General features: G+C 72.5%; 5 protein-coding genes, 1 tRNA gene, 1 other RNA gene and 1 pseudogene. 6 read left to right on the top strand and 2 right to left on the bottom strand.

Annotated elements, in window-relative coordinates; all coding sequences use genetic code 11:
• The 3 genes and pseudogenes from E2E34_RS30075 to E2E34_RS30065 form a co-directional block, all read left to right on the top strand.
• Window positions 1-246: pseudogene (locus E2E34_RS30075) on the top strand (hypothetical protein); the annotation flags it as partial.
• Window positions 247-280: 34 nt separating this feature from the next.
• On the top strand, window positions 281-838 hold the full coding sequence (locus E2E34_RS30070; protein WP_138905028.1) for a helix-turn-helix domain-containing protein: 558 nt from the start codon (window positions 281-283) through the stop codon (window positions 836-838).
• A complete protein-coding gene (locus E2E34_RS30065) occupies window positions 835-1,404 on the top strand; it encodes a GNAT family N-acetyltransferase (protein ID WP_138905027.1) in 570 nt (189 codons plus the stop codon). Before E2E34_RS30070 ends, E2E34_RS30065 begins: the two co-directional genes overlap by 4 nt.
• Here the strand turns inward: E2E34_RS30065 and E2E34_RS30060 are convergent.
• Window positions 1,397-2,044, bottom strand: a complete 648-nt coding sequence (locus E2E34_RS30060; protein ID WP_138905026.1) for a GOLPH3/VPS74 family protein — start codon at window positions 2,042-2,044, stop codon at window positions 1,397-1,399. The two genes, E2E34_RS30065 and E2E34_RS30060, sit on opposite strands and share 8 nt — an antisense overlap.
• A 294-nt stretch (window positions 2,045-2,338) precedes the next feature.
• Between E2E34_RS30060 and E2E34_RS30055 the strand changes: the two genes are divergently transcribed.
• A complete protein-coding gene (locus E2E34_RS30055) occupies window positions 2,339-3,646 on the top strand; it encodes a lipase family protein (RefSeq protein WP_138905025.1) in 1,308 nt (435 codons plus the stop codon).
• Window positions 3,647-3,745: 99 nt separating this feature from the next.
• Here the strand turns inward: E2E34_RS30055 and E2E34_RS30050 are convergent.
• Window positions 3,746-3,830: transfer RNA gene (locus tag E2E34_RS30050), tRNA-Ser, on the bottom strand.
• Window positions 3,831-3,939: 109 nt separating this feature from the next.
• Between E2E34_RS30050 and ffs the strand changes: the two genes are divergently transcribed.
• An RNA gene (gene ffs / locus E2E34_RS30045) (signal recognition particle sRNA small type) lies at window positions 3,940-4,038 on the top strand.
• A gap of 42 nt (window positions 4,039-4,080) precedes the next feature.
• Window positions 4,081-5,920 (top strand): DNA polymerase III subunit gamma and tau (locus E2E34_RS30040; protein ID WP_138905024.1); only part of this gene is annotated, 1,840 nt, incomplete at its 3' end.

Here is a 5,920-nt window from a genome sequence, read left to right as displayed (position 1 = left end):
CCCGTGGAACGATTCCCCAAAGTCGGCAGCTCCGGGGTGGGGGTCATGGACTCGTACGACGATTGCGACGCGTGCGGCATCCCGCACGCCAAGTGGCGCGCGGTGCTCGGGATGACGCTGTGCGGCCGCTGCGAACGAACCGGCGGCACCGAAGCCGCGCCCGACCCCGTGCTCCTCGGCGAAGTACTGGCGACGACGGCCGCACACCTGTCCCTCGCCGGGAGACTCCTCGATTCTCAGATCTGAGAAGCCCTCCCAGATCTGAGATACCCTCCCGGATGTGAGAACCATCGAGGCCCGCCTGGCAGACCGCCTCTCCACCCTGCGTGTCGAACAGGGCTGGTCGCTGGACGACCTGGCCACCCGTACAGGCGTCAGCCGCTCCACGCTCTCCCGACTGGAGCGCGCCGAGATCAGCCCGACGGCATCGCTGCTGGGGAGCCTGTGCGCGGTGTACGGCCGCACGATGTCGCGCCTCCTCGCGGAGGTCGAGTCGGAGCCGCCGCAACTGGTCCGCGCCGAGGCCCAGCCGGTGTGGCGCGACGAGGAGTCCGGCTTCACCCGTCGGTCCGTGTCCCCGCCCCACCCCGGCCTGCGGGCCGAGATCGTCGAGGGCGTCCTGCGCCCGGGCGCGGACATCGCGTACGACGGACCGCCGGTACCCGGCATCGAGCAGCACATCTGGGTCCTGGAGGGCGCCCTGGAGATCACCGCGGGCGACGACGTCCACGAGCTGCGCACCGGCGACTGCCTGCGCTTCCGCCTCTGGGGCCCGTCGCGCTTCCGCTGCCCGGCCGCCACCGGCGCCCGCTACACGGTGACGGTGGTCCAGCCATGACCAGCGCGGACTCCCGGACCCACAGCATCACCGCCCTCTCCGCCGAGCAATTCCGGGACGACGTGCAGGACCTGGCCGCACTGCTCGCGGACGCGGTCGACGGCAACACGTCCGTCGGCTTCCTCGCCCCGTTCGGCCGGGACGAGGCCGCCGCCTGGTGGGCCGCCCAGCAGCCGGCGGTGGACGACGGCAGCCTCACCGTCTGGGCGGCCCGGGGCCCCGGCGGCATCGAGGGCACCTTCGCGCTGGCGCTGAACCCCAAGCCCAACAGCCGCCACCGCGCCGAGCTGATCAAGCTCATGGTCCACCGCGCCGCGCGCGGCCGGGGCCTGGGCCGCGCCCTCCTCGCCACCGCCGAGCGGGAGGCGGCCCGGGCGGGTGCCACGCTCCTGCTCCTGGACACGGAGACCGACAGCCCCGCCGAGCACCTCTACCGCGCCGCGGGCTGGACGCACTACGGCACGGTCCCCGGCTACGCGGCCGATCCCGCCGGCACGCTCAGGCCGTGCAGCTTCTACTTCAAGAACCTCACCGGAAGGGCGCCGGCGCCCCCGCCGATCAGATGACCGCCGTGGCCGCCGCGATCGTGGCGACGGTGGCGGCCTGCACGGCCACCACCGCCTCCCGCACCACGGCCGCCGACCACTGGCCCTCGGTCAGTTCGGTGAGCCGCCGGTCGAGCGCCTTGGCCGACGCTTCGGGGAAGGCCAGCTTCTGGAGTCCGGCGCCGTGCAGCAGCGCCAGGAGTACGACGGTCCGCTCGTCCGGCGCCGCGCCTCCCTGGACGACCGCGTCCAGCGTGCCGCGCAGGTCACGCTCCACGCTCCCGTCGGCCTCCGGATAGCGGCGCTCCGGGAAGATCCCCCACACCCGGGCCTTCTCCTCGCGGACGAGTCCCCGCTCCAGCAGCCGCTCACGCACCGCCCGTACGGCGTCCTTCTGCAACAGTTCGATCCAGGCGCGGGCCTTGCGCGGCTTTTCCCGGCCCGCGAGGGCGACGAGCACCGCGTCAAGGGCCGGTTCGCCGACCGGAGCCGCGTCCACGACCACGACCTCGCCCTTCGTCACCGCGATCCGCCCGGCCAGTGCCAGCTCCACGAGCGCGGCCCCGGTGACGGCCAGCCCGGTCCTCGTCGTCTCCTGGCCGACACCCGTGTCGTCGTCGAGCGAGAGGAGCATGATCTGTTCGCCGAGTGTGCTGTCCATCGCTGTCCCATTCCCCGAGTCGTTACCGCTGGGCCCCCGCGCCTTCCCACGCCGCACGGTTCGGCCCAGGGCCGTTCAACGTCGCCACGCGGCCGGTCGCGCCGCCTGCCGCAGGCCATCGTACGGCGGTGAACTGGCGCTTCGGAGGCCGCTGTTGAGGCACCGACGTGCCCAGGGCGCACCCGGGCGGCCTGCCCGCGCCCGCGACACAAAGCCGACACAACCCATCAATCCATCACAATCCGCACTCGCCTCCCTAGTCTCTGGTCCGGCACCGAGTGAATGGACAATCAGATGAGACGAAGGCTTTCGGCGATCACCGCGGCCGGTGTGGCCGCGATTCTCGCGCTGGGATGCGGCACCGCCGCCGCGCACCCGGCGACGCCGGACGAGGCCAGGGGCAACGGGCAGTGCGCACCGGGCGTCCCGGTCGGCCCGGAGGGCAAGGACTTCTACGACCCGCCGTCGCCGCTGCCCGAGGGCGAGCACGGCGACCTGCTCTGGGCCCGTGAAGTGAACGCCCCCGACGGCGCGAGGGCCTGCCGGATCCTTTACCTCTCGACTCTCCACAGCGGTGCCCCGGTGGCCGTCTCCGGCATCGTGGCCTGGCCCGACAAGCCCGCACCGCGCGGCGGCCGCAACGTCGTGGCCTGGGCCCACGGCACCGTCGGCGGCCCGCGCATGTGCGCGCCCTCCGCCGTGCCGGACCCGGCCGTCGACCTGGTGGACTACTTCACGTACGACAGCCCGTGGGGCATCGACGTCGGCGTACCGGCGCTGACGCAGTTCCTCGGCTCGGGCGACGTCGTGGTCGGCACCGACTACCAGGGGCTGGGCACGCCCGGCGTGCACCAGTACGTCGTCGGGGCGACGGAGGCGAACAACGTCCTCGACTCCGTCCGCGCGGCGCGGCAGATCACCGACACCCACGCGAACCACAGGACCGCGGTACTGGGCTGGTCGCAGGGCGGCGGCGCGGCGATGTTCATCGGCCAGAACGTCCGCGCGTACACCCCCGAGACCAGGCTGGTCGGCGTGGCGGGACTGGCGCCCGCCGCCAACCTGGGCCCGGACTTCGCCGGCCTGGTGCCGCCCGGGCCGACCAGCGCCACCTCGGCCGCCCACAACGCGGCGCTGCGGATCAACGTCTACCGGGGCTTCCTCGCGGCCTATCCGGAACTGCGGGCCGCGGACGTGCTGAAGCCGGCCGGGCTGAAGGCCCTCAAGGGTGACGGGGAGGCGTGCATCGAGCACTTCTCCGACGTGATCCAGAACAACGTCGGGAACAACGGGAAGCTCGACACGCTGTTCAAGCCGCTGCGGGAGGTGCCGCGCGCCTGGCACAAGCGCTTCCGCGAGAACACCCCGGGTCACGCCACCACGGTGGCTCCGGTGCTGGTCATGCAGGGGACGGCGGACACGGTCATCAACCCGCACTCGACCACCCAGTACGTCCACCGCGCCTGTCGGTTCGACCAGCCGGTCCAGTACACGAAGTACAAGGGCGCGACGCACCAGACGATCCCCGTCGTCGCCGAGAAGCAGTACCTGAACTGGATCGCGGACCGCTTCGAGGGCCGCCCGGCCCCGGACAACTGCTGACCCGGCTTCCGCTCCGCTCCCGCCGGGCCCCGGCGGGAAACGACGAAGGCCCCGACCGGCGAACCGGTCGGGGCCTTCGTCTGCCCTGACGGGCGAGTGCGGAGGATACGAGATTCGAACTCGTGAGGGGTTGCCCCCAACACGCTTTCCAAGCGTGCGCCCTAGGCCACTAGGCGAATCCTCCGCCGCAAACAATACAAGACGTTGAGGAGTGCTCGCGAACGCGTTCCTCGTGGTCGCCGCGAGGTCGGGGTCCGGGTCGTTTTCCCGGGGCGCGATCCGCTAGGGTGGGGGCCAGCCCCTCACGTGGCGCTATCTCACCGAACTCCCCCAGGGCCGGAAGGCAGCAAGGGTAAGTGAGCTCTGGCGGGTGCGTGGGGGGCGCTTGCGTTGGGCGGGTCCGGTTGTCAGTGGGTCCCGATAACCTCGTATACGTGTCGTCCCTTGCGCTCTACCGCCGCTACCGTCCCGAGTCGTTCGCCGAGGTCATCGGGCAGGAGCATGTCACTGCCCCGCTGCAGCAGGCCCTGCGTAACAACCGGGTCAATCACGCGTACCTGTTCAGCGGGCCGCGAGGCTGTGGAAAGACGACCAGCGCCCGCATCCTCGCCCGCTGTCTGAACTGCGAGCAGGGCCCCACACCCACCCCGTGCGGCGTGTGCCAGTCGTGTGTCGACCTGGCCCGCAACGGCAGGGGATCGATCGACGTCATCGAGATCGACGCCGCTTCCCACGGTGGCGTGGACGACGCCCGTGACCTGCGGGAAAAGGCATTCTTCGGTCCGGCGAGCAGCCGCTACAAGATCTACATCATCGACGAGGCCCACATGGTCACCCCGGCGGGCTTCAACGCCCTGCTGAAGGTGGTCGAGGAGCCCCCGGAGCACCTCAAGTTCATCTTCGCCACGACGGAGCCCGAGAAGGTCATCGGCACGATCCGTTCGCGTACGCACCACTACCCCTTCCGCCTGGTGCCGCCGGGCACCCTGCGCGACTACCTCGGCGAGGTGTGCGGCAAGGAGGGCATCCCGGTCGAGGACGGTGTGCTTCCGCTCGTCGTACGGTCCGGGGCCGGTTCCGTGCGTGATTCGATGTCCGTCATGGACCAGCTGCTCGCCGGCGCGGCCGACGACGGTGTGACATATGCCATGGCGACGGCGCTCCTCGGGTACACCGAGAGTTCGTTGCTGGACTCCGTCGTGGACGCGTTCGCCGCGGGTGACGGAGCCGCCGCGTTCGAGGTCGTGGACCGGGTCATCGAGGGCGGCAACGACCCCCGGCGCTTCGTGGCCGATCTGCTGGAGCGGCTGCGGGACCTGGTGATCCTCGCCGCCGTCCCCGACGCGCGCGAGAAGGGCCTGATCGACGCGCCCGCCGACGTCGTGGAGCGGATGCAGGCCCAGGCGTCGGTGTTCGGGGCGGCCGAGCTGAGCCGCGCCGCCGACCTGGTCAACACCGGGCTCACCGAGATGCGCGGGGCTACGTCGCCGCGGCTCCAGCTGGAGCTGATCTGCGCCCGCGTGCTGCTGCCGGCGGCTTTCGACGACGAGCGTTCGTTCCAGGCGCGCCTCGACCGGCTGGAGCGCGCCGGCGCCGGCGGCGCGTTCATGGCCGCGGCGGCGGCCCCCGGGCCCGCGATGGGGTACGTACCGGGCCCCGAGGCACATGGGGCTCCTGGGGCGGCAGCGCCCGCACCCGCGCCGGTGGCCGCTCCCGCGCCCGTCATGCCCGCAGCGGCCCCCGCACCTGCGCCGGCGCCGGTGGCCGAGCAGGCCGCCCCCGCCCCGGACGGCGGGCAGCGTCCCGGCGCGTGGCCCGGTTCGGGCGGCCCCGGGGGCGGCGGTGCCGGACAGGACACCGGCCAGCGCCGGCCCGGCGGGTGGCCCACTGCCTCCGCTCCCGGGCAGGGCCGGCCCGAGCCGCAGCCCGCGTCGCCCGCCCCGGCGGCGGCCCCCGCCGCGGCGGCTGCCGCACCAGCCGTCTCGCCGGCGGCCGGGCAGGGCGCCCTGCAGGTGCAGAACATGTGGCCGGGCATCCTGGAGGCCGTCAAGAACCGGCGGCGCTTCACCTGGATCCTGCTCAGTCAGAACGCCCAGGTCAGCGGCTTCGACGGGACCACGCTCCAGATCGCCTTCATCAACGCCGGCGCCCGCGACAACTTCGCGAGCAGCGGCAGCGAGGACGTGCTCAAGCAGGCGCTGGCCGAGTCCTACAACGTGCAGTGGAAGATCGAGTCGATCGTCGACCCGACCGGCGGCGGTGGAGGTGGCGGCG

The sequence above is a fragment of the Streptomyces albidochromogenes genome, assembly GCF_005981925.1.
In the GTDB taxonomy this organism is placed as follows: Bacteria; Actinomycetota; Actinomycetes; order Streptomycetales; family Streptomycetaceae; genus Streptomyces; species Streptomyces albidochromogenes.
This window is presented reverse-complemented; position numbering and strand designations above follow the sequence as displayed.